The 1,441-nt window shown below is 49.3% G+C and carries 1 tRNA gene and 2 rRNA genes; all 3 read left to right on the top strand.

Annotated elements, in window-relative coordinates:
* Nucleotides 1-84: ribosomal RNA gene (locus ACLPIE_RS22440) — 16S ribosomal RNA — on the top strand; the annotation flags it as partial.
* A gap of 137 nt (nt 85-221) precedes the next feature.
* Nucleotides 222-297: transfer RNA gene (locus ACLPIE_RS22435), tRNA-Glu, on the top strand.
* 354 nt (nt 298-651) lie between these two features.
* Nucleotides 652-1,441 (top strand): 23S ribosomal RNA (locus tag ACLPIE_RS22430); the annotation flags it as partial.

The raw sequence follows: 1,441 nt of genomic DNA, 5'->3' as shown, positions 1-1,441 counted from the left end.
GCGCTTACCACTTTGTGATTCATGACTGGGGTGAAGTCGTAACAAGGTAACCGTAGGGGAACCTGCGGTTGGATCACCTCCTTACCATTGAAGTGTTTTTGTGAAGTGCTCACACAGATTGTCTGATAGAAAGTAGAGCAATAGGCTATACGTGGGAGACTGATTCGAGAGAATTGGACTTGCATGAGATAAGCAACAAAGTATGTTGAGCAATATCTTGTGTCCCCTTCGTCTAGAGGCCTAGGACACCGCCCTTTCACGGCGGTAACAGGGGTTCGAATCCCCTAGGGGACGCCAATTGCGCCGATATCGAGTGAAAGACGATGTCCCCAATAATGATTAAGCCAATTATGAAAGTAGTTGGTTTAACAATTATGCTCTTTAACAATCTGGAACAAGCTGAAAATTGAAAACAACGCACATTGTTTATCGCTTAAACAATGTGAGAGTCTCTCAAAAATCTCAACTCAAGCTGTTTTTGTCACGATGGCAAACGTAATGAGCGAGCAGTCAGCGATTCAAGGCGGACAGCGCACAGCCAGCGCAGCGTACAGTCGTACGTGAGCATGGCGAGCACTGCCCAACACCGAATCGATGCACGCGCAGCCATTACCAGTCAGAATGACACGAAAAGACACCTTCGGGTTGTGAGGTTAAGCGACTAAGCGTACACGGTGGATGCCTAGGCAATCAGAGGCGATGAAGGACGTGCTAATCTGCGATAAGCGTCGGTAAGGTGATATGAACCGTTATACCCGACGATTTCCGAATGGGGAAACCCAGTGCAATTCGTTGCACTATCGTTTGATGAATACATAGTCAAACGAGGCGAACCGAGGGAACTGAAACATCTCAGTACCTCGAGGAAAAGAAATCAACCGAGATTCCCCCAGTAGCGGCGAGCGAACGGGGAGCAGCCCAGAGTCTTAATCAGCATCAGCATCAGGAGAACGGTCTGGAAAGTCCGGCAGTAAAGGGTGATAGCCCCGTATCCGAAGGTGTTGGTGTTGTGAACTCGACGAGTAGGGCGGGACACGTGTTATCCTGTCTGAATATGGGGGGACCATCCTCCAAGGCTAAATACTCCTGATTGACCGATAGTGAACCAGTACCGTGAGGGAAAGGCGAAAAGAACCCCGGCGAGGGGAGTGAAATAGAACCTGAAACCGTGTACGTACAAGCAGTGGGAGCCCCACCACCAAAGCATTTTCTGGTGTTGAGGACAACTTTGAAGTGGCATTCAACACGCGTTGGCGGAGCGCTTTTTGCGACGCCCAACACACAAAACAAGCAGTGAATGTGCTTTGGGGTGGGGTGACTGCGTACCTTTTGTATAATGGGTCAGCGACTTATATTCTGTAGCAAGGTTAACCGTATAGGGGAGCCGTAGGGAAACCGAGTCTTAACTGGGCGAATAAGTTGCAGGGTATAGACCCGAAAC

Source organism: Providencia sp. Me31A, assembly GCF_050487165.1.
Lineage (GTDB): Bacteria > Pseudomonadota > Gammaproteobacteria > Enterobacterales > Enterobacteriaceae > Providencia.
This window is presented reverse-complemented; position numbering and strand designations above follow the sequence as displayed.